The sequence below is a fragment of the Methylobacterium sp. UNC300MFChir4.1 genome, assembly GCF_900110155.1.
In the GTDB taxonomy this organism is placed as follows: domain Bacteria; phylum Pseudomonadota; class Alphaproteobacteria; order Rhizobiales; family Beijerinckiaceae; genus Methylobacterium.
In genome coordinates this window covers 148,455-167,386 of the sequence record NZ_FOCS01000010.1, presented here as the reverse complement: position 1 = coordinate 167,386, position 18,932 = coordinate 148,455, and the positions used below count along the sequence as shown (strand labels likewise).

Annotated in this window: 22 protein-coding genes and 1 tRNA gene; 12 read left to right on the top strand and 11 right to left on the bottom strand. The window is 72.4% G+C overall.

The genetic code is table 11. The features are described 5' to 3' along the window. Positions 1 to 24: 24 nt before the first annotated feature. The 5 genes from BMY19_RS15630 to map form a co-directional block, all read right to left on the bottom strand. Positions 25 to 852 (bottom strand): transglutaminase family protein, encoded by an 828-nt coding sequence (locus tag BMY19_RS15630; protein WP_100252221.1) that lies wholly within the window; start codon positions 850 to 852, stop codon positions 25 to 27. Positions 853 to 873: 21 nt separating this feature from the next. Then, positions 874 to 1,821 (bottom strand): alpha-E domain-containing protein, encoded by a 948-nt coding sequence (locus BMY19_RS15625; protein WP_020093521.1) that lies wholly within the window; start codon positions 1,819 to 1,821, stop codon positions 874 to 876. Between the two features lie 65 nt (positions 1,822 to 1,886). After that, a complete protein-coding gene (locus BMY19_RS15620; RefSeq protein WP_020093520.1) occupies positions 1,887 to 3,320 on the bottom strand; it encodes a circularly permuted type 2 ATP-grasp protein in 1,434 nt (477 codons plus the stop codon). 96 nt (positions 3,321 to 3,416) lie between these two features. Continuing rightward, positions 3,417 to 4,163 (bottom strand): RadC family protein, encoded by a 747-nt coding sequence (radC, locus tag BMY19_RS15615; protein ID WP_100252220.1) that lies wholly within the window; start codon positions 4,161 to 4,163, stop codon positions 3,417 to 3,419. Between the two features lie 6 nt (positions 4,164 to 4,169). Further along, the gene (map, locus tag BMY19_RS15610) at positions 4,170 to 5,000 is read right to left on the bottom strand and encodes a type I methionyl aminopeptidase (protein ID WP_170855148.1); all 831 of its coding nucleotides are present in this window, start codon (positions 4,998 to 5,000) and stop codon (positions 4,170 to 4,172) included. Between the two features lie 197 nt (positions 5,001 to 5,197). Between map and BMY19_RS15605 the strand changes: the two genes are divergently transcribed. The 5 genes from BMY19_RS15605 to BMY19_RS15585 all read left to right on the top strand — a co-directional run bounded on the left by BMY19_RS15605 (position 5,198) and on the right by BMY19_RS15585 (position 7,340). Next, on the top strand, positions 5,198 to 5,455 hold the full coding sequence (locus tag BMY19_RS15605) for a zinc-finger domain-containing protein (RefSeq protein ID WP_020093518.1): 258 nt from the start codon (positions 5,198 to 5,200) through the stop codon (positions 5,453 to 5,455). 12 nt (positions 5,456 to 5,467) lie between these two features. Continuing rightward, the gene (locus BMY19_RS15600) at positions 5,468 to 6,661 is read left to right on the top strand and encodes an FAD-dependent monooxygenase (RefSeq protein ID WP_100252219.1); all 1,194 of its coding nucleotides are present in this window, start codon (positions 5,468 to 5,470) and stop codon (positions 6,659 to 6,661) included. A 33-nt stretch (positions 6,662 to 6,694) separates the two neighbouring features. Then, positions 6,695 to 6,781, top strand: a tRNA-Leu gene (locus BMY19_RS15595). 25 nt (positions 6,782 to 6,806) lie between these two features. Beyond that, a complete protein-coding gene (locus BMY19_RS15590) occupies positions 6,807 to 6,989 on the top strand; it encodes a hypothetical protein (RefSeq protein WP_020093516.1) in 183 nt (60 codons plus the stop codon). A 102-nt stretch (positions 6,990 to 7,091) separates the two neighbouring features. Next, positions 7,092 to 7,340 carry a flagellar protein gene (locus BMY19_RS15585; protein ID WP_100252218.1) on the top strand — a complete coding sequence of 83 codons (249 nt, stop codon included), beginning with the start codon at positions 7,092 to 7,094 and terminating at the stop codon, positions 7,338 to 7,340. Here the strand turns inward: BMY19_RS15585 and BMY19_RS15580 are convergent. The 4 genes from BMY19_RS15580 to BMY19_RS15565 all read right to left on the bottom strand — a co-directional run bounded on the left by BMY19_RS15580 (position 7,330) and on the right by BMY19_RS15565 (position 9,651). Further along, a complete protein-coding gene (locus tag BMY19_RS15580) occupies positions 7,330 to 8,028 on the bottom strand; it encodes a YoaK family protein (protein ID WP_100252217.1) in 699 nt (232 codons plus the stop codon). The two genes, BMY19_RS15585 and BMY19_RS15580, sit on opposite strands and share 11 nt — an antisense overlap. A 112-nt stretch (positions 8,029 to 8,140) precedes the next feature. Continuing rightward, positions 8,141 to 8,512, bottom strand: a complete 372-nt coding sequence (locus BMY19_RS15575) for a hypothetical protein (RefSeq protein ID WP_100252216.1) — start codon at positions 8,510 to 8,512, stop codon at positions 8,141 to 8,143. A 107-nt stretch (positions 8,513 to 8,619) separates the two neighbouring features. Continuing rightward, positions 8,620 to 8,853, bottom strand: coding sequence for a hypothetical protein (locus tag BMY19_RS15570; RefSeq protein ID WP_100252215.1), 234 nt, complete (start codon positions 8,851 to 8,853; stop codon positions 8,620 to 8,622). 150 nt (positions 8,854 to 9,003) lie between these two features. After that, positions 9,004 to 9,651, bottom strand: coding sequence for a carboxymuconolactone decarboxylase family protein (locus tag BMY19_RS15565; RefSeq protein ID WP_100252214.1), 648 nt, complete (start codon positions 9,649 to 9,651; stop codon positions 9,004 to 9,006). A gap of 185 nt (positions 9,652 to 9,836) precedes the next feature. On the opposite strand from BMY19_RS15565, the gene hrpB reads away from it, so the two are divergent. From hrpB to BMY19_RS15530, 7 genes are all read left to right on the top strand, one after another. Next, positions 9,837 to 12,302 carry an ATP-dependent helicase HrpB gene (gene hrpB, locus BMY19_RS15560; RefSeq protein ID WP_100252213.1) on the top strand — a complete coding sequence of 822 codons (2,466 nt, stop codon included), beginning with the start codon at positions 9,837 to 9,839 and terminating at the stop codon, positions 12,300 to 12,302. A 41-nt stretch (positions 12,303 to 12,343) separates the two neighbouring features. Further along, complete coding sequence (locus BMY19_RS15555; protein WP_100252212.1) at positions 12,344 to 12,781, top strand: PaaI family thioesterase; 438 nt, start codon at positions 12,344 to 12,346, stop codon at positions 12,779 to 12,781. A 74-nt stretch (positions 12,782 to 12,855) separates the two neighbouring features. Continuing rightward, positions 12,856 to 14,079, top strand: a complete 1,224-nt coding sequence (locus BMY19_RS15550; RefSeq protein WP_100252211.1) for an SMP-30/gluconolactonase/LRE family protein — start codon at positions 12,856 to 12,858, stop codon at positions 14,077 to 14,079. Between the two features lie 90 nt (positions 14,080 to 14,169). After that, positions 14,170 to 14,754 carry a DUF1285 domain-containing protein gene (locus tag BMY19_RS15545; RefSeq protein ID WP_100252210.1) on the top strand — a complete coding sequence of 195 codons (585 nt, stop codon included), beginning with the start codon at positions 14,170 to 14,172 and terminating at the stop codon, positions 14,752 to 14,754. Then, entirely contained in the window at positions 14,751 to 15,422 is a 672-nt protein-coding gene (locus BMY19_RS15540; protein ID WP_100252209.1) for a CoA pyrophosphatase, read from the top strand. The genes BMY19_RS15545 and BMY19_RS15540 overlap by 4 nt, the downstream gene beginning before the upstream one ends. A gap of 9 nt (positions 15,423 to 15,431) precedes the next feature. Next, positions 15,432 to 15,689, top strand: coding sequence for a DUF6111 family protein (locus tag BMY19_RS15535; RefSeq protein ID WP_020093505.1), 258 nt, complete (start codon positions 15,432 to 15,434; stop codon positions 15,687 to 15,689). Next, positions 15,686 to 16,924, top strand: coding sequence for a CCA tRNA nucleotidyltransferase (locus BMY19_RS15530; RefSeq protein ID WP_100252208.1), 1,239 nt, complete (start codon positions 15,686 to 15,688; stop codon positions 16,922 to 16,924). The genes BMY19_RS15535 and BMY19_RS15530 overlap by 4 nt, the downstream gene beginning before the upstream one ends. Before the next feature lie 7 nt (positions 16,925 to 16,931). Here BMY19_RS15530 and BMY19_RS15525 read toward each other — a convergent pair whose 3' ends face one another. Both BMY19_RS15525 and atpD read right to left on the bottom strand, forming a co-directional pair. Beyond that, positions 16,932 to 17,333 carry a F0F1 ATP synthase subunit epsilon gene (locus BMY19_RS15525; protein WP_020093503.1) on the bottom strand — a complete coding sequence of 134 codons (402 nt, stop codon included), beginning with the start codon at positions 17,331 to 17,333 and terminating at the stop codon, positions 16,932 to 16,934. Positions 17,334 to 17,473: 140 nt separating this feature from the next. Continuing rightward, a complete protein-coding gene (gene atpD, locus BMY19_RS15520; RefSeq protein WP_100252207.1) occupies positions 17,474 to 18,928 on the bottom strand; it encodes a F0F1 ATP synthase subunit beta in 1,455 nt (484 codons plus the stop codon). Between the last annotated feature and the right edge of the window lie 4 nt (positions 18,929 to 18,932).

Genomic DNA, 18,932 nt, shown 5'->3' with positions numbered 1-18,932 from the left:
GTCAGCGGACCGGGGTCGGGACGGTCAGGATTGAGCGGCGGCCCTGCCTTGCTCGACCCGGAGCTTCACGTCCAGTGTCTCGGTGCCACCGCCGGTCCGGCTGCCGCGGATCGGCGCCGCCCCGAGATAGTCCAGGCCGGTGGCGACGCGGATGTAGTTGTCCGTCGGGCTGACGTCGTAGCACGGGTCGAACGCCACCCAGCCGAGATCCGGCACCAGGGCCTCGACCCAGCCGTGGGGCGCCTCGACATCCGCCTGCCCGTCCTCCCGGGCCCGGTAGCCGGCGACGTAGCGCGCCGGGATGCCGATGTGGCGTGCGGCGGCGATGAGCACGTGGGCGAGATCCTGGCAGATCCCGCGGCCCGCCGCGAACGCCTTGCCGGCCGGCACCGCGCCGCTCGCGGGACCGGGCTCGTGGGCCACAGCACCGTGGACCGCCCCCATCAGCCGGTGGAGTCGGCCCAAGGTCGCACCGTCGTCCTCGGCGGCGACGCGCTCCGCGAAGGCGTGCAACTCCGGGCTCGCGGCGCACAGGTCCGTGTCGCGCAGGTAGAACTCGTCCGGCAGGCGCTCCACCGTGCCACGCACGACGCCGTGCGTGTCGTCGGTGTCGACCTCGCCGGTGACCCGGATGGTCAGGGCGTCGGCCGGCTCGTCCGGGGTGAACCAGTGGACGACGTTGCCGAACCCGTCCTCGCGGGCGGTCAGCCGCCCGTCGACGGTGGTGTCGATCCGCCACCCGCGGACGTACTGCCCATCATGGTCGCGCGGCGTCAGCCGCAGAACCTGCACGAGCCCGCGGGCGGGCTGCTCGTACGTGTAGATGGTCTCGTGAACCACGCGGATGCGCATGCGCCGTCCTGTCCGTCCTGTTCAGCCGACCAGATACTGCTTCGCGATCGCCTCGCCCACCTTGTTGTTCTCGGCGATGAACGCCTCGACGAACTCGTGCAGCCCGGTGGCGAAGACCCGGTCGATATCCTCGCCCTCCAGCTTCGCCAACATGTTTCCCGCGAGGCGCTGGCTCGGGCCCCGGCGGCCGTAGGCGTCGGCGATCAGGTCGAGATATTCGACGATCACGCCGTAGCAGTTCGCGAAGGAGCGCGGCATCTGCTTGTTGAGCATCAGGAGGTCGGCCACCAGCAGCGGCTTGATGCTCTCCCGGTAGACCCAGTGGTAGGCGTTGAACGCCGACACTTCGCGCAGGATCGTGGTCCACTGGAAGTAGTCGAGGCTGCCGCCCACCGTCTCGTCGTGCGGCAGCAGGATCTGGTACTTCACGTCGAGGATGCGGGCGGTGTTGTCCGCCCGCTCGATCGCCGTGCCGAGCCGGGTGAACCAGAAGGCGTCGTTGCGCAGCATCGTCCGGAAGGCCGAGCCGTCGAAGGTCAGCGAGACGGTCTTCACCCAGTCGAGGAAGCGGCCGAACTCGTCGCGGTTCAGGTCCTTGCCGGCGTAGTTGCGCAGTTCCAGCCACGCGCCGTTGATCGCGTCCCACATCTCGGTGGTGAGCGCCGTGCGCACCGAGCGGGCATTCTCGCGGGCCGCCTCGATGCAGGAGCGGATCGAGGACGGGTTGTGTGGGCTGAAGGCCAGGAAGTCGCAGACCGTGTCGGCGTTGATCGCGCTGTAATGGGTCTTGAACGCGTCGGGGTCACCGGCCGAGGCGAGGGCCGATTCCCACTCGTTGCTCCCGCCGCCGCCGTAGCTCGTCGGCAGAGACGCGAATCGGTGCGCCGCGTCGAGGATGCGGGCGACGAAGTCGGCGCGCTCGACGTAGCGGGAGAGCCAGAAGAGGTTGTCGGCAGTCCTGGAGAGCATCGGTCTTCAGCCAAGTCGTGCGGACCACGGTGTCCGCGCCTCGGAACGTCCGGATATCGCGGAGCTCAGGCGTCGAGCACCCAGGTATCCTTGGTGCCACCGCCCTGGCTGGAATTGACCACCAGGGAGCCTTCCTTCAGCGCCACCCGGGTCAGGCCGCCCGGAACGATGCGGATCTTGTCGGCCCCGCACAGCACGAAGGGCCGCAGGTCGACGTGGCGGGGCGCGACGCCCGAGGCCACGAAGGTCGGGCAGGTGGAGAGCGACAGCGTCGGCTGGGCGATGAACCCGTCCGGGGCGTGCTTGAGCTTCTTGGCGAAGTCGTCGAGCTCGCGCTTGCTGGCATGCGGCCCGACCAGCATCCCGTAGCCGCCCGAGCCGTTGACCTCCTTCACCACCAGGTCGGACAGGTTGTCCATCACGTACGCGAACGCGTCCTTCTCGCGGCACCGATAGGTCGGCACGTTGTGCAGGATCGGCTCCTCGCCGGTGAAGAACTTCACGATCTCCGGCATGTAGCTGTAGACCGCCTTGTCGTCCGAGATGCCGGTCCCGACCGCGTTGGCGAGGGTGACCGAACCGCGCTCGTAGGCGTTCATCAGGCCGGGCACGCCGAGCACCGAGTCCGGGCGGAAGACCAGCGGGTCGAGGAAGTCGTCGTCGAGGCGGCGGTAGATGACGTCGACCTTCCGCGGCCCCTCGGTTGTGCGCATGTAGACGACGTCGTCCTTGGTGAAGAGGTCGGACGCCTCCACCAGCTCGACGCCGAGCTTGTCGGCCAGGAATGAGTGCTCGTAGAACGCGGAATTGTAGCGTCCGGGGGTCAGCAGCACGACGGTCGGGTCCCGGGTCGCCGAGCCCGGCGCGAGGCTGCGCAGGGTGGCGAGCAGGGCGTCCGGGTAGTTCTCCACCGGCGCGACCCGGTGCTTCGAGAACAGGTCCGGGAACAGGCGCAGCATGACCTCCCGGTTCTCCAGCATGTAGGAGACGCCCGACGGGATGCGGGCGTTGTCCTCCAGCACGAAGAAGTCGTTCTCGCCGGTCCGGACGATGTCGATGCCGGCGATGTGCACGTAGAGGTCGTGCGGCACGCGGAAGGACCGCATCTCCATGCGGTAATGGGCGTTGCGGTAGACGAGGTCGGCCGGGATGATGCCGGCCTTGATGCATTCCTGGGCGCCGTAGATGTCCTTCAGGAACAGGTTGATGGCGGTGACCCGCTGCGTCAGCCCGCGCTCCAGGAAGGCCCATTCCGGCTTGGTGATCACCCGGGGGATGATGTCGAACGGGATCAGCCGCTCGGTCGACTCGTTGTCGCCGTAGACCGCGAAGGTGATGCCGATCCGGCGGAACAGCAGCTCGGCCTGGCTGCGGCGGGTGTTGAAATGCTCGGGCGGCGTGGAGTCGAGCCAGGCCTTGAGCTGGCCGTAGGCGTCGCGGACGGCCGCCGGATCGGCCGCGCCGATCCCGTTCATCTCGTCGAAGGCCGTCACCGCCATCTCGCTCCTCCCGTACGCTCCCGCTCTTGAGGCAAGAGGCGCGCCACCCGATCATGGCTATATCCGCGGGCGATAACGCTCAAGGAGGCCGGAGGATCAGATCAACTTCACGCCTTTCAGGCTGGCGTGACCGTTTCGGCCGAGGATCACGTGGTCGTGGACCACGATCTTGAGCGGCGCCAGGACGGCCACGATCTCGCGGGTCATCGCCACGTCGGCCGCCGACGGGGCCGGGTCGCCGGACGGGTGGTTGTGGGCCAGGATGATGGCCGTCGCCGACAGTTCGAGCGCCCGGCGGGCGACCTCGCGCGGGTAGACCGGCGTGTGGTCGACGGTGCCGCGCCCTTGCACCTCGTCGGCGATGAGGTGGTTGCGCTTGTCGAGAAAGAGGACGCGGAACTCCTCGCGCGGGGCGAACGCCATGGTGGCGCGCAGGTACTCGTGCAGGGCGCTCCACGAGCCCAGGAGCGCGCGCTCGCGGATCGCGCCCCGGGCGAGCCGCCGCGCCGCGGCCTCGATCACCTTGAGGTCGGACGCGACCCCGGCGCTCACGCCCTCCACTTCCATGAGCCGCGCCGGCTCGGCGCTGATCACCTCGGCGAAGCTGCCGAACCGGGCGACCAGCGCCTTGGCGAGGGGCTTCACGTCGCGCCGGGGAATCGCCCGGAACAGGACGAGCTCCAGCAGCTCGTAATCGGGCAGCGCGTCGGGCCCCGCGGCGGAGAACTTCTCCCGCAGGCGGTCGCGATGGCCGTGGTAGTGCGGCGTCTCCTTCTCGACAGGCGACGGGGCGGCGCTGTCGGCGAACAGCCCCGCCTCACCGTCGTCCTGCCGCTCGGGCACGGCCGGTCAGGCGGCCGGGTTGACGGGCTGGTGCAGCCCCTTCGGCGAGATCGTGAAGATCTCGACGCCGGTCTCGGTGACACCGACCGTGTGCTCGAACTGGGCGGAGAGCGAGCGGTCGCGGGTCACGGCGGTCCAGCCGTCGCCCAGGACCTTCACGGCGGGCCGGCCCAGATTGATCATCGGCTCGATCGTGAAGAACTGGCCGGGTTTGAACGGCACGTCGTAGCTGGCCTCGACGTAGTGCAGGATCGTGGGCGCGTCGTGGTAGGTGCGCCCGAGGCCGTGGCCGCAGAAATCGCGCACCACCGAGCAGCGCTCGCCCTCGGCGTAGGACTGGATCGCCCGGCCGATGTCGTTGGTCGATCCGCCGGGCTTCACGGCGGCGACGCCCCGCATCAGCGCCTCGTAGGTGATCTCGCACAGGCGCTGGGCCTTGCGCGGCACCTCGCCGACATAGGCCATCCGGCTCGAATCACCGTGCCAGCCGTCGAGGATCAGGCAGATGTCGAGATTGACGATGTCGCCCTCGCGCAGCGGCTTGTCGTTGGGGATGCCGTGGCAGACCACGTGGTTGATCGAGGTGCAGATCGACTTCGGATAGCCGCGGTAGAGCAGCGAGGCCGGATAGGCGCCGTGATCCATGGCGAAGGTGTAGGCGAGCCTGTCGAGCTCCTCGGTGGTGACGCCGGGCTGCGTCGCCTCCATCAGCAGGTCGAGGGCCTCGGCGGTGAGCCGCCCCGCCCGGCGCATGCCCTCGAAGCCCTCGGGACCGTGGATCGGCGGTTCCGGGGCGCGGCGCGCACCCTGCGCACTGGCCTGTTCCTGCTGCATGATCGGGACTTTTTTCGCGGCGGCGTCAATCGGGCTTCGCCCTATGTACGGCGCGGGGCCCGCGAGTCCAAGCCGCATCGGTCGTAGGTCGGGCGAGGCTTGCGCCGGTCGCGGGGCTGGCGGCATAAGCGGCCGCGAGACGCCCGGGAGCGCGCTGGCAGATTCGCCGCGCGGTCGGTCGCGGGACAGGCGAGGGCCGGATGGCAGGCAAGGCGGTACCGCACTTCCACAACGAGCCGGGCGTGCCGGTGATCACCGTGGGCGTGAAGGAGTTCATGTGCATCGGCGCGCTGCCGCCGTTCGACCACCCGCACGTGTTCCTCGACATGGGCGCCGACAGCGAGATCATCTGCCAGTACTGCTCGACGCTCTACCGCTACCGGGCCGGCCTGAAGGCCGACGAGGCGGAGCCGCAGGCCTGCGTGTGGCGGGACGACGCCAAGGTCGCGGCGGAGTAGGCGCCGCCCACCGTGCCTTCTGGCAGTCCATCACTGCGGATCGGGATCGTCGGGGCCGGGATCGGCGGCCTGACGGCGGCGCTGGCGCTGTCGGATGCCGGCCACGCCGTCACGGTGATCGAGCGCCGGACCGGCTTCAGCGAAGTCGGGGCCGGGATCCAGATCTCGCCCAACGCGAGCCGGGTTCTGGCGGGCCTCGGGCTCTCCGCGGCGCTGCGCCGGGCGGCGAGCGAGCCGCCCGCCGTCGAGGTGCGGGCCCTGGACAGCGGCCGCCGCATCGGCGGCGTGGCGCTCGGCGCGCAGGCGCAGAGCCGCTTCGGCGCGCCCTACTACGTGATCCACCGCGCCGACCTGCAGACGCTGCTGCTCGACGCGCTCCGGAGCCGCTCGACGATCCGCCTGCTGATGGGGCGCACCGTCACCGCCGTGTCCCAGACCGCGTCCGAGGCCGTCCTCACCGTCGAGGGCGCGAGCGGGGCCCAGCCGGTCGCCTTCGACCTCGCGATCGGCGCGGACGGGCTGAGGTCCCGGCTGCGCGCGCATCTCGATTCGGCGCCGCTCCGCCCGGGTCAGGCCGCGGCGTGGCGCGCGCTCATCCCGATGGAGGCGGTCCCGCAGGACCTGCGCGGCGGCGCCACCGGCCTGTGGCTCGGCCGCGGCCGGCACGTCGTGCATTACCCGGTGCGGGACGGCCAGTTCCTGAATGTGGTGGCGGTGGTGCCCGAGGCGGTGGGCGACGAGGGCTGGGGCCGGCTCGGGGAGCCGGCCGTGCTGCGCGGGCATCTGCGCGGCAGCGCCGCGCCCCTGCGCGACCTCCTGAGCCTGCCGGATTCCTGGCTGGTCTGGTCGCTTGCCGACCGGGCCGTGGCGCGCCCGCTCGCCCGCGACCGGCTCGCGCTGATCGGCGATGCCGGCCACCCGGTGCTGCCCTATCTCGCGCAGGGGGCCGCCCTGGCGATCGAGGACGCCGCGGTCCTGACCCGCGCGCTGGCGGACCACGCGGACGTGCCGGCCGCGCTCGCTGCGTTCTCGGGCGCGCGGACCGCACGGGTGCGACGGGTTCAGAAAGCGGCGCGGAGCAACGGCCGGACCTACCACGCCGGCGGCGTGGTGGCGTTCCTGCGCAACGCCGTGATGGCCCGTCTCGGCCCGGACGGCATGCGCGACCGCTACGCCTGGCTGTATGGCTGGACGCCCCCCGCTTGATCGGACCCGCCGCCCCCGCTACCGAGGGTGCATGCGGACGTGGCGGAACCGGTAGACGCACGAGACTTAAAATCTTGCGGCCGCGAGGCCGTGCGGGTTCGAGTCCCGCCGTCCGCACCAGCACGCAGCGCGACGCCGGACCGGGATGCCGGAGGGGAATGGCGTGGTCTACGTGCTCATCATCATGCTCGCCGGCTCGGGCTCCGCGATCGGATCGGTCGAGTTCAACACGAAACAGGCCTGCGAGGCCGCCGCGAAGCAGATCGCCGAGGCGGAGCGGCCCTACGGCGGCGCCTCTCCGGTGACCGTGTGCGCGCCGAAGGGGTGAGGCGGACGCGGCGGCCGTCGCTCGGGATGGATCGCATTTGAGCGATCGCCGAAACCGGCCCTTGTCGTGTCCCTGCCAGAGTGGCGGCGGGGAGATTCCGGTATGATCGACGCCCTTCAGACCGCCGCGACCGGCATGACCCGGGCCACCGACCGGCTCGGGAGAGCGGCCGAGACCATCGCGGCGAGCGGCGCGCCCACCGGCTACACGGCTCTGCCGCCGGCCGCGCAGGTGGACCTGTCGGGGGCCGCGCTGGACCTCATCGGGTCGCGGTCGGCCTTCGCGCTGAACGCCGCTGTGGCGCGCTCCGCCGACCGCATGATGGGTCAGCTCCTCGACGTCACCGCCTGAGAGCGGGGAGGGCGAGTCCGGCCAGGATCGCGGCCGCCGCGAAGAGCAGGGCCACGCCGACGAGGCGGTAGGCCACGACCCCCACCACACCGCCCGCCAGGAAGGCGCCGACGGTCAGCAGGTACAGCCGCAGCCGCTCCGGATCGTGGGGCTTGAGTGGATCCGCGCCGGGCGTCCCGCGGTCCAGCCAGCGCGCGAGCTCGATGCCGATGTCGGTGATCATGCCGGTCACGTGCGTGGTCCGCACCCGCGATTCGGAGATCTTGGTCACGGCCGCGTTCTGGAGGCCCAGGACGAAGCTCAGGCCGAGCACTAGGGCGTGGCTCCGCGCCGGCTCGTGGAGCGGCAGCACGACCAGGCCGACGCCTACGAGGAGGATCGCCTCCGCGCAGACCCCGTAGGCGTAGGCGCCCGGTCGGTGCCCGCGGCGGCGGCGGCGGATCAGCAGCGTCGCGGTGGCGGCGCCGAGCACGAACAGTACGACGAGCAGACCGGCCTGCGCGGCGAGGAGCAGGTCGCCCGTGCCGGTCCTGTCCGAGATGGCCGAGACGTTCCCGGTCATGTTCGAGGCGTAGAGGCCCACCGCGTAGAAGCCGGCGGTGTTCAGCGCGCCGGCCACCCCGGCGAGGGAGAGGGCGAGCGCCCTGTCGGCCTCGGGGGTGCGCGTCTCGCCTTCGTGGACCAGCATGGACCCGTCGATGACCCGTCGGTGGGGTGCCGGAAACCCGATTCGGTCGGCGCCGCCACCGTCTTAAGCCACGCGCCCGGGCGCCGTCACGGCGCCGGGCGCAACCCCCGGCTCACCAGCCGCGATAGCCGTAGCCGCCCTCGTAATCCCCGCCCCAGTGGCGGGCGGGGCCGTAGCCGACCGGGACCCGCTCGTAGGTCACGGTCCGACGGGTGGCGTAGACCGGCGCGTCCTCCTCGTAGACGCGGTAGACCGGGGACCGCCGCACGACCACGGGAGCCGGGGCGTAGCCGTAATCCGCGTATCCGTAGCCGTAGCCGGGCGCCGCGTGGGCCTGGGTCGCGGCGCCGATCAGGGCGCCGGCCGCGAGGCCGCCGATGATGCCGGCCGCGATGGCGCCGCCGCCGCGGGCCTCGGCGGCAGTGGAGGCCAGGGTGCCCGCGCCGATCAGCGCGGCGGCCGAGAGCAGAGCGATGCGTGTCATGACCTGTCTCCGGTGGGTGCGGGGAGCGCCTGCGGCGCCCCGGATCACACGAGGGACAATGCCGCGCCCGCGCTGCACCGATGCTGAAGCCGGCCTGCAGCCACGGTTCAGCTTGCCGGTCCGGCCTCCGTGTCGGGGGCAATGCGGATGTAGCCTCGGGAGATCAGGCGACTGCGCTCGCGCGTGCGCCGCTCGGCCTCCATCAGGTCGGACAGGGCGTCGGCGATCGCGCAGCGCAGAGCGATCCCGGCATCGCCGCCCGCGAAGCCGAGATACGCGGTGCTGATCGCTTCGACGGGGCATACGTGATCGTCGCGCTGGGCCAGGACCTGGGTCAGCATCGGGTTCTCTTTCGTGGCGTCCGGGAACGAAAAGAGAACAAGCCATAAGGGTTAACGTTCCGTCAACGGCGGCCGGGCCGGCCGCGCGTGACCTGCCAAACCCTGTGGACAACGTCGTTTTCGCTGCCGGACGACTGTGGATAAGCCGGCTCACTCGGGCATGCGCGGCAGCGGCTTGCCGTCGGCGGGAATCGGGTAGCGGGCCGCGTTCAGCTCCATCGCCAGGAACGTGTAGTAGCCCGAGATCGCCGCCAGATCGACGACGCCGGGCTTGCCGAACCGGGCCTCGGCGCGCGCGAAGGTCGCGTCGGAGACGCGCTTCGTGTCCTGGAGCTCGGCGGTGAAATCGTACACGAAGGTCTCGTCGTCGCTCATCTTCGCCGGCCGGCGGCCGTCGCGGATCGCCGCGATGATGTCGGCGGAGATGCCGGCCTTCTCGGCGATCGGCGCGTGGACGTACCACTCGTAGTCCTGCGTCCAGCGGCGGGCGGTCATCAGGATCACCAGCTCCGAGAGCGTGGTGCCGATCTTCGGCTTGAAGCGGAGGTAGTCGCCCATCGACCGGGCGAGCGTCATCACCTCCGGCGAGTACATGAGCGGCTCGAACGGCCCGAAGGGCGGCTTGCCGCGCGCCTGCGCGAAGGCCTCGGCCGCCTGCTTCTGCTCGGGCGTGTAGTCCTGGGGCGGGATGGTCGGCAGCCGGTCCTGCGCCCGCGCCGCCACGGTCGCCAGCGGGGTCGCCAGCGGCAGGGCCAGGGCGAGGGCGGCTAGAGTCAGCGCGCGGCGGCGGAGGGTCATCGTTTCGCTCCCGTTGGATCTGTGCAGTCGCGCCGCACGATCGCGGCGGCGCCGCGCGGCCACCAGGGCCCGGGGCGGCAAGCCCGTGTCGAATCGCGCGCGGCGTCACGGGAATGCCGGACGCGTCGCGGTCCCGGGCCCGGCGCGGTTGCGCTCGGCGCCGCACCGCGCCATCAGCGGCCGCGATGGCCGGTCCCGCACCCGTGCTGCCGATCGAGGCGGCGCTCCCAGATCTGCGCCGCGCGCTCGCCGCGCGGAACGCCGCCGTCCTGGTGGCGCCCCCCGGCGCCGGCAAGACGACGCGCGTGCCCCTCGACCTGCTCGCGGCGCCCTGGCTCGACGGGCGCAAGATCGTCCTGCTGGAGCCGCGCCGCCTCGCGGCCCGGGCCGCCGCCGCGCGGATGGCCCAGACTTCGGGCGAGCCGGTCGGCGGCACGGTCGGCCTGCGGGTCCGTCTCGGCTCGAAGATCTCGGGCCGCACGCGGATCGAGGTGGTCACCGAGGGCGTGTTCACCCGGATGATCCTGGACGATCCGGAACTCTCCGGGATCGGCGCCGTCCTGTTCGACGAGTTCCACGAGCGCTCCCTCGACGCCGATCTCGGCCTCGCGCTGGCGCTCGACGCGCAGGGCGGCCTGCGGGAAGATCTGCGGATCCTCGTCATGTCGGCGACCCTCGACGGCGCCCGGGTCGCGCGGCTGATGGGCGACGCCCCGGTCGTGGCCTCCGAGGGGCGCGCCTTCCCGGTGGAGACCCGCTACGCGGAGCGCGATCCGAACCGGCGGATCGAGGACTCGGTCGCCGAGGTCACTTTGCGCGCCCTGCGGGCGGATCCGGGCTCGATCCTGGTGTTCCTGCCCGGGCAGGCGGAGATCCGCCGGACCGCCGACCTGCTGGCCGAGAAGGTCGGCCCCGACGTGCAGGTCGCGCCCCTCTACGGCGCGCTGACGCCCGCCGAGCAGGACCGCGCCGTCGCGCCGGCCGCCGCCGGCACCCGGAAGGTCGTTCTCGCGACCAGCATCGCCGAGACCTCCCTGACCATCGAGGGCGTCCGGATCGTGGTCGATTCGGGGCTGGCGCGGGTCCCGGTCTACGAGCCGGGCCTCGGCCTGACCCGGCTGGTCACGGCCCGCGCCTCCCGCGCCTCGGTGGACCAGCGCCGGGGCCGCGCCGGCCGCACCGAGCCCGGCCTGTGCTGGCGGCTCTGGTCCGAGGCCGGCACCAACGCCCTGGAGCCGTTCACGCGGCCCGAGATCCTGTCGGCCGACCTCGCCGGGCTGCTCCTCGACTGCGCCGCCTGGGGCGTGACCGACCCGGGCGCGCTCGCCTTCCTCGACCCGCCGCCGGCGCCGGCCCTGGCGGAGGCCCGCGCCCTGCTGAGTGAGCTGGGCGCCCTCGACGCCGACGGCCGCCTGACGCCGGTCGGCGCGCGCCTGCGGGCGCTGCCGCTGCCGCCGCGGCTCGCCCGGATGGTGACGGTCGCGGCCGGTACCGGCCAGGCGCGGGCCGCGGCCGACCTCGCCGCCGTGCTGGCGGAGCGGGGCCTCGGGGGCGACGGGGTCGACCTCGACGACCGGGTCGAGCGCTTCCGCCGCGACCGGGGCGGGCGCGCCGCCGACATGCGCCGGCTCGCCGAGAACTGGGCCCGGAGCGCCGGGGCCGACGGGCCGGCGAGTCCGGATGCCGGCCCGGCCGCCGCCGGGCCGCTCCTGGCACTCGCCTATCCCGACCGGGTCGCCCGGGCGCGCGGCCGCGAGGGCGAGTTCGTGATGGCGAGCGGTCGGGCCGGGCGCCTCGACCCGGCGAGCCCGCTCGCCCGCGAGACCCATCTGGTGATCGCCGACCTCGCCGGATCGGCCGGTAACGCCCGGATCCTGGCCGCGGCGGCGATCGGCACCGAGGCGATCGAGCGCCTCTTCGCCGACCGGATCGAGTCGCGCACCGAGATCGCCTTCGATCCGCAGGCGGCCGCCCTGCGGGCGCGGGCGGTCCGGCGGCTCGGCGCGGTCAGTCTCGGGTCACGGCCGCTGCCGGTGCCGCCCGATACGGACAGCGCCGCGATCCTGGCGCGCGGCATCGCCGATCTCGGGATCGACCGATTGCCGTGGACGCCGGCCCTGGCGCAGTGGCGGGCCCGGGTGACCTTCTTGCACGCCGCCGACGTCTCGGCCTGGCCTGACCTGTCGGACGACGCCCTGGCTCGCACGGCGGAGACGTGGCTGGCGCCCGTCTTGGTGGGGCGCGCCGCCCTGGCGTCGGTCACGGCGAGCGACCTCGCGGACGCCCTCCAGGCCCTGCTGCCGTGGGACCTGCGCGCGCGGCTCGACGCGGAGGCGCCGACCCATGTCGAGGTGCCGACCGGCTCGCGCATCCCGGTCGATTACACGGCGGAGGAGCCGGCGCTGGCGGTCCGGGTGCAGGAGCTGTTCGGCCTCGACCGGCATCCCAGGGCTGGCGGGCGCCCGCTGGTCCTGCACCTGCTGTCGCCGGCGCAGCGACCGATCCAGATCACCCGGGACCTGCCGGGTTTCTGGCGCGGATCCTGGGCGGCCGTGCGGTCCGAGATGCGCGGGCGCTACCCGCGCCATCCCTGGCCGGAGGACCCGCTCAGCGAGGCCCCGACCCGCCGGGCCAAGCCCCGGGGAACCTGACAGCCGCCCTCCGAAACCCCGACACGAACGGACCCGACGCGATGACGACCGACACGGATGCCCACGACCCCGCCGCCCACGACCCCGCCGAAGGCTGGACGCTGGTGGAGGACAAGGGCTTCATCGCCCATGTCGGGCCGCTGCGCGTCCGCGGCGCGGACGGCGCCTATGCCTTCCGGGCCGATCAGAAGCACGCCAACCTGATCGGCGTGGTCCACGGTGGCATGCTGATGAGCTTCGCCGACCGCGCCCTCGGCGAGACCGCGATGCGCGCCGCCGGGGGCGCCAACTGCGTGACCATCCAGCTGGAGATGAAGTTCATCGATGTCGGCCGCCTCGGCGGCTGGATCGAGATCAGCCCGCAGGTGGTCAAGCGCACGGGCTCCCTGGTGTTCATGCGCGGCGACGTCCGCGACGGCACCCGTCTCCTCGCCTCGGCGGACGGCGTCTGGAAGATCCTGCGGCGGCGTCCCGATTGACCCGCGCAGGACGCCGGTCCTAACCTGCCCACGCGCATCGCGGCGCCCTGGCCGGATGCGCGGGGGAGGATCGCATGCGACCGTCGCCGACCGATGCATCCGGGATCGCGGCTGAACGCGGGTCCGCCCCGCGATCCCGGCGCACGATCCTCGCGGGCCTGGGGGCCCTGGCCGTCACTGCCGGCGACGCGGCGGCCCGACCGGAACCGCCCAGCACGGTGACGAGCCCGCCGCGCGACTTCCGTCCTGGCGCCGCCCCGACCACCTACTTCACCGATCCGGACATCGTCACGGTCGACCCGGCGTTCGAGCCCTACATCGTGCCGAACAGCGCCATCCGCCGGCTCTGGACCGGCGCCCTCTGGGCGGAGGGACCGGCCTGGAACTCGGTCGGCCGTTACCTGGTCTGGAGCGACATCCCGAACAACCGGCAGATGCGCTGGCTGGAGGAGGACGGGCACGTCTCCACCTTCCGGATGCCGAGCAACAACTCCAACGGCAACAGCTTCGATCGCCAGGGGCGACAGCTTACCTGCGAGCACGCCACCGGGCGGGTCGTCCGCTACGAGCTCGACGGCTCGGCGACGGTCCTCGCCGATTCGTTCGAGGGCAAGCCGCTCAACTCGCCCAACGACGTCGTCCAGCACCCGGACGGCGCCTACTGGTTCTCCGATCCGCCCTACGGGGCGCTGCTCTACGAGGGCCTGCCCGACGTCGCCGGCGGCCCGAGCAACCGGCAGGGCCATCTCGATCCGCGGCTCGGCCAGCCCGCCGGGACCGTCCCGCGGCGACGCGTGCTCCCGAACGCGGTCTACCGCATCGACCCGTCCGGCCGGGTCGACCGGGTGCTTACCGACGACGAGGTGCCAGACCCCAACGGCTTGTGCTTCTCGCCCGATCACCGGACGCTCTACGTCTGCTCCACCGGCAAGGGTCCCGGGGATACCGGACCCGGCGGCAAGGGCGAGATCTATGCCTTCGACGTCGGGGCCGGGGCGGCGCTCTCGAACAAGCGCCTCTTCTCGGACTGCGTCGTGGACGGGGTGAAATGCGGGCCCGACGGCCTGCGGACCGACGTCGACGGCAATCTCTGGGTGTCGAGCAATGCCGGCCGGGCCGTGGGCTACAACGGCGTCATCGTCTGGACGCCCCAGGGCAAGCTCATCGGTCGGATCCGCCTGCCGGAAGTGTGCGGGAATCTCACCTTCGGCGGCCCCAAGCGCAACCGCCTGTTCATGGCGGCGAGCCAGTCGCTCTACGCCCTGACGGTGAATACCCAGGGCGCCGGGCCGGCCTAGGATCGCGCACCTGCGATCCGGGACGGAACCGGCGCCGATCCTCCTCTCGGCCATGGCTGATCGGGCATCGCGACGCTATCTGTCACGGGCATGAGCGAGGATCCCGCCCCCGACCCGACCTTGAGCCGCCTCAGCGCGGCCCTCGGGGATCTGCCGAGGCGCGGGATGCCGCCGGTCGAGCGGTGGGACCCACCCTATTGCGGCGCCATCGACATCCGCATCGCCGCGGACGGGACGTGGTTCCACAACGGTTCGCCGATCCGACGGGACAAGCTGGTCAAGCTGTTCGCCACCATCCTGCGGCGCGAGCCGGACGGCCGGACCGTCCTGGTCACGCCGGTGGAGAGCGTGGGCATCACCGTGGACGACGCGGCCTTCGTGGCCGTCGAGATGGCGGTGGACGGGAGCGGGGCGGACCGGCGGGTCTCGTTCCGGACCAACGTCGACGACCTGGTGAGCGTCGACGCCGAGCACGCCCTCCGCTTCGAGGAGGCGCCGGACGGGGCGCTGAAGCCCTACCTCCATGTCCGCCGCGGGCTGTGGGCGCTCGTGACCCGGGCGCTCACCTACGACCTCGTGGACCTCGCCGAGGAGCGTCTGGTCGACGGGAAGCCCTGGCTCGGCCTGTGGGCCGGCGGCGCCTTCCACACGATCGCACCGGTCGCCGCCGCGTGAGCGACCCGCTCGCCGACTTCCTCGCCCGCGCCGCCGCCGGCCTGTCGCCGGACCCGCCCGGACCGGACGATCCGACCTCCAATCCCCGGGGCGACCACAGCCTCGATCCGGACGGGACGGCCGTGATCCCGCCGCCGCCGCACCGCCGGGCCGCCGTCCTCGTGCCGGTCGTGCCGCGCGCGGACGGTCCGACCCTGATCCTGACGATGCGGGCCGCCAACCTGCGCGACCATTCCGGGCAGGTGGCGCTGCCGGGGGGCAAGATCGATCCCTCCGATCCCGGGCCTGCGGACGCGGCCCTGCGGGAGGCCTACGAGGAGATCGGGCTGCCGCCCGAGGCGGTGCGGTTCCTCGGCTATCTCGACCCGTACCTCTCGGGCACCGGCTTCCTCGTGACCCCGGTCATCGGCCTGGTCGATCCCGGCGCGGTCCTGACGCCGAACCCGGACGAGGTGGCCGACGTCTTCGAGGTGCCGCTCCCGTTCCTCATGGATCCGGAGCGCTACCGCCTGCGCTCCCGCGCGTGGCAGGGCCGCGAGCGCTGGTTCTACGCCCTGACCTTCGGCGAGCGGCTGATCTGGGGCGTCACCGCCGGGATCCTGAACAATCTGCGGGAACGGCTCTACCCGGAGGCGACGCCCGGCGACGCCGACCGCGCGGCGCGTTAGGCTGACCGCATGCTCCGCCGCATCCTCGAAGAGTTCGGCCTCTTCCTCATCCCCTTCGCGCTGTTCCTCGTCTACCTGCTGCTGTCCGGTCGCAATCCCCTGCGCCGGGTGCACTGGGACGCGCACCTGTTCCGCTTGGTCCTGGCCGGGCTGGCGGTGGTGATCGGCACCCTCGTCTACGAGGGCCTGTTCTCGGAGCGCCGTCCCGGGGGCTACGTGCCGACCCACATGGAGAACGGCCGCCTCGTACCCGGTGGCTTCCGGTGAGCCGCGCCCTCGATCCGGCGGGGCTGGCGGCCCTGCTCGAACGCCCGGGCGTGCGCCGCGTCCTCGCGGCCCTGGACGCGCCGGGCGCGGAGACCCGGCTGATCGGCGGCTGCGTCCGCGACGCGCTCCTCGGCGCGCCGACCGCCGACATCGACATGGCGACGACGCACCGGCCCGAGGCGGTGATGCGGGCGGCGCAGCGAGCGCCCGGCCTCAAGGCGGTGCCGACCGGCATCGAGCACGGCACCATCACGCTAGTGACCGAGGACGGGCCGATCGAGGTCACGACCCTGCGCGAGGACGTCGAGACCGACGGGCGTCACGCCGTCGTCCGCTTCGGCAGCGACTTCCTCCGCGACGCCGAGCGCCGCGACTTCACCGTCAACGCGCTCTCCCTCGGTGCCGACGGAACCCTGCACGACCCGGTGGGCGGCAGGCCCGACCTCGCGGCCGGGCGGGTGCGCTTCATCGGCGACCCCGCGACCCGGATCCGCGAGGACGCGCTGCGGATCCTGCGCTTCTTCCGCTTCCATGCGCGGTTCGGAGCCGGCGCGCCCGACGCCGCGGCCCTGGCGGCCTGCGTGGCCGCGCGTGACAGCCTGGACCGGCTCTCTCGCGAGCGCGTGCGCGCGGAATTCCTGAAGTTGCTCGCGGCCCCCGGCGGCGCGGCCATGGTGACGACGCTGAGCACGACCGGGCTGCTGCCGCGGATCACCGGCGGCGTCGGGGAGCTCGGGCGGCTGGAACGGGCCGCAGCCGCGGGCCTGCCTCCGGTGACGCGCCTCGCGGCCCTCGCCGTCGGCGCCCGGTACGACGCCGACCGGCTGCGCGAGCGGCTGCGCCTGTCGAAGAGCGAGCACGGGCAGCTGCTCGGCTACGCCGCGGCGCTGGCCGATCTCCACGGATGCGCGGTGCTGGACGCGGTCGCGGCGCGGGCCCTGGCGGCGGAGCACGGCCTGTCGTGCCTGGCCGAAGCGCTGGCGATCCTGGCCGGAGAGCCGCGGCCCGCCGTGACGGAGGCGGCGCGGGCGGCCCTGCGGGCCCTGGAGGGGGAGGGGGCGACGCCGGCCTTTCCCCTGGCGGGGGCGGATCTCGTCGCGGCCGGGGTGGCGCCGGGGCCCGGGATCGGGCGCGGGTTGGCCGCGGCGCGGAGAATCTGGCTGGAGCGGGGCTGCCCGACGGACGCGGCAGCGCGGGCCGACCTGCTGGCGCGGGCGCTGGAGAGCGCCCGCTGAACAAGGCTCAGAGCTTCAGGAGCGCCTTGGTCTCCTGGAGCTGGACGATCTGGCCGTTCAGCTCCTCGCGCTTCTGCAGGTCCTCGGTGGCGTCGCGCTGCATCTCGATCGCCTCGATGTCGCGATCGAGGGATTCGTGCGTCAGCTCCTCGATCGGGGCGGCGCGCTCGGCCAGCACGGTCACGGCCGTCGGGCCGATATCGGCGAAGCCGCCGCGGACGTAGATCCGCTTGCCGCTGCCCTGGCTCTCGGTGATCACGATGACGCCGACCCGGAGGGAGGTCAGCACGGGCGCGTGGCCCGGCATCACGGTCATCTCGCCCTCAGTGCCGGGCAGCTGAACGGCGGTCACCTCGCCGGAATACAGCGTCCGCTCGGGGCCGACAAAATCGAAGTGGAAGGTGGCCATGGCCTGACGTGTTCCCGGATCGGCGGCGCGCGCCCCGCCAAGCGGGCGGAGCGTCTCGGAAAAAGGCTGCGCGGACGGCACCGGTCAGGGTCGCCCGCGCGGCCTCTGTCCCCTTCCCGCGCGGGGAAGGGGGTGTCGTCTTACGCGGCCTTGAGCTTCTTGGCCTTCTCCTGGGCCTCCTCGATGGTGCCGACCATGTAGAAGGCGGCCTCCGGGAGGTCGTCGTAGTCGCCGTTCACCAGGCCCTTGAAGCCCTTGATGGTGTCCTCGAGGGCGACCTGCTTGCCCGGCGAGCCGGTGAACACCTCGGCCACCGAGAAGGGCTGCGAGAAGAAGCGCTCGATCTTGCGGGCGCGGGCCACGGTCAGCTTGTCCTCCTCGGACAGCTCGTCCATGCCCAGGATCGCGATGATGTCCTGGAGTGCCTTGTAGCGCTGCAGGGTCTGCTGGACGCGGCGGGCGACGTCGTAGTGCTCCTCGCCGAGGATCGCCGGCGACAGCATGCGCGAGGTCGAGTCCAGCGGGTCCACCGCCGGGTAGATGCCCTTCTCGGCGATCGAGCGCGACAGCACGGTCGTGGCGTCGAGGTGAGCGAACGAGGCGGCGGGCGCCGGGTCGGTCAGGTCGTCGGCCGGCACGTAGATCGCCTGCACCGAGGTGATCGAGCCCTTGGTCGTGGTGGTGATGCGCTCCTGGAGGGCGCCCATGTCGGTGGCGAGCGTCGGCTGGTAGCCCACCGCCGACGGGATGCGGCCGAGGAGCGCCGACACCTCGGAGCCCGCCTGCGTGAAGCGGAAGATGTTGTCGACGAAGAACAGCACGTCCTGGCCGTCGTCGCGGAACTGCTCGGCGATCGTGAGGCCGGTCAGGGCGACGCGCGAGCGGGCGCCCGGCGACTCGTTCATCTGGCCGTAGACCAGGGCGCACTTCGAACCCTCGGCGGAGCCGTGCTCCTTCGGGTCGACGTTCACCTTGGACTCGATCATCTCGTGATAGAGGTCGTTGCCCTCGCGGGTGCGCTCACCCACGCCGGCGAACACCGAGTAGCCCGAGTGCACCTTGGCGATGTTGTTGATCAGCTCCATGATCAGCACGGTCTTGCCGACGCCGGCGCCGCCGAACAGGCCGATCTTGCCGCCCTTCGCGTAGGGGGCGAGCAGGTCCACCACCTTGATGCCGGTGACGAGGATCTGGGCCTCGGTCGACTGCTCGGCGTAGGAGGGGGCCGGCTGGTGGATGGCGCGGAACGTGTCGGCCTGGACCGGACCGGCCTCGTCGATCGGCTCGCCGATGACGTTCATGATGCGGCCGAGGGTGTTCATGCCGACCGGAACCTTGATCGGCTCGCCGGTGTCGGTGCACTCCTGGCCGCGGGTCAGGCCCTCGGACGTGTCCATGGCGATGCAGCGGACGGTGTTCTCGCCGAGCTGCTGGGCGACCTCGAGGACGAGGCGGGCGCCGTTGTTCTTGGTCTCCAGCGCGTTCAGGATCTCGGGCAGGTGGCCCTCGAACTGCACGTCGACCACGGGGCCGATGACCTGGGTGATCTTGCCGACCTTGTTGGAGCCGGTGCCGGGGATTGCGGTGTTCGCCATCGTT

What these genes read in the sequence shown, in the direction of transcription:
- BMY19_RS15620 (WP_020093520.1), bottom strand. Translation starts at nt 3,320, where the DNA reads ATGGCGGTGACGGCCTTCGACGAGATGAACGGGATCGGCGCGGCCGAT.
- BMY19_RS15525 (WP_020093503.1), bottom strand. Translation starts at nt 17,333, where the DNA reads ATGGCCACCTTCCACTTCGATTTTGTCGGCCCCGAGCGGACGCTGTAT.
- BMY19_RS15555 (WP_100252212.1), top strand. Translation starts at nt 12,344, where the DNA reads ATGACGACCGACACGGATGCCCACGACCCCGCCGCCCACGACCCCGCC.
- BMY19_RS15570 (WP_100252215.1), bottom strand. Translation starts at nt 8,853, where the DNA reads ATGCTGACCCAGGTCCTGGCCCAGCGCGACGATCACGTATGCCCCGTC.
- BMY19_RS15630 (WP_100252221.1), bottom strand. Translation starts at nt 852, where the DNA reads ATGCGCATCCGCGTGGTTCACGAGACCATCTACACGTACGAGCAGCCC.
- BMY19_RS15545 (WP_100252210.1), top strand. Translation starts at nt 14,170, where the DNA reads ATGAGCGAGGATCCCGCCCCCGACCCGACCTTGAGCCGCCTCAGCGCG.
- BMY19_RS15550 (WP_100252211.1), top strand. Translation starts at nt 12,856, where the DNA reads ATGCGACCGTCGCCGACCGATGCATCCGGGATCGCGGCTGAACGCGGG.
- atpD (WP_100252207.1), bottom strand. Translation starts at nt 18,928, where the DNA reads ATGGCGAACACCGCAATCCCCGGCACCGGCTCCAACAAGGTCGGCAAG.
- BMY19_RS15585 (WP_100252218.1), top strand. Translation starts at nt 7,092, where the DNA reads ATGATCGACGCCCTTCAGACCGCCGCGACCGGCATGACCCGGGCCACC.
- BMY19_RS15625 (WP_020093521.1), bottom strand. Translation starts at nt 1,821, where the DNA reads ATGCTCTCCAGGACTGCCGACAACCTCTTCTGGCTCTCCCGCTACGTC.
- hrpB (WP_100252213.1), top strand. Translation starts at nt 9,837, where the DNA reads ATGGCCGGTCCCGCACCCGTGCTGCCGATCGAGGCGGCGCTCCCAGAT.
- BMY19_RS15580 (WP_100252217.1), bottom strand. Translation starts at nt 8,028, where the DNA reads ATGCTGGTCCACGAAGGCGAGACGCGCACCCCCGAGGCCGACAGGGCG.
- BMY19_RS15575 (WP_100252216.1), bottom strand. Translation starts at nt 8,512, where the DNA reads ATGACACGCATCGCTCTGCTCTCGGCCGCCGCGCTGATCGGCGCGGGC.
- BMY19_RS15535 (WP_020093505.1), top strand. Translation starts at nt 15,432, where the DNA reads ATGCTCCGCCGCATCCTCGAAGAGTTCGGCCTCTTCCTCATCCCCTTC.
- BMY19_RS15590 (WP_020093516.1), top strand. Translation starts at nt 6,807, where the DNA reads ATGCCGGAGGGGAATGGCGTGGTCTACGTGCTCATCATCATGCTCGCC.
- BMY19_RS15605 (WP_020093518.1), top strand. Translation starts at nt 5,198, where the DNA reads ATGGCAGGCAAGGCGGTACCGCACTTCCACAACGAGCCGGGCGTGCCG.
- BMY19_RS15565 (WP_100252214.1), bottom strand. Translation starts at nt 9,651, where the DNA reads ATGACCCTCCGCCGCCGCGCGCTGACTCTAGCCGCCCTCGCCCTGGCC.